We start from the raw sequence: 347 nt of genomic DNA, 5'->3' as shown, positions 1-347 counted from the left end.
CCGCCGAACAACGCCATCACCGGCGTCGCAGGCACTTCACCGGTCGGTTCGTCATCAGCCGCACCGGCATCGTGGGTAAGCACGGAAGTGGCGACCGCCGCGAGGGCTTGGACCGTGCGGCGGCGGAACACATCCCGCGCCGAGAACACCAGCCCCGCCGCCCGCGCCCGCGCGACCAGCTGAATCGCAACGATCGAATCGCCACCGAGGTCGAAGAACGACTCGTCCACACCCACCGAGTCCAAGCCCAGAACCTCGGCGAACAAACCACTCAGCGTCTCCTCGGCCGGCGTCCGGGGCGCACGCCCCGGCTCCCCCACCGAGAACACCGGCTCCGGAAGAGCCCG

General features: G+C 70.0%; 1 protein-coding gene. It reads right to left on the bottom strand.

The annotated features are described in order from the left end of the window. A partial coding sequence (locus FKN01_RS32350; protein ID WP_313906196.1) for a phosphopantetheine-binding protein occupies positions 1-266 on the bottom strand: 266 nt, incomplete at its 3' end. Positions 267-347: the final 81 nt, after the last annotated feature.

It is taken from the genome of Streptomyces sp. 130 (genome assembly GCF_007096885.1).
In the GTDB taxonomy this organism is placed as follows: Bacteria; Actinomycetota; Actinomycetes; order Streptomycetales; family Streptomycetaceae; genus Streptomyces.
This window is presented reverse-complemented; position numbering and strand designations above follow the sequence as displayed.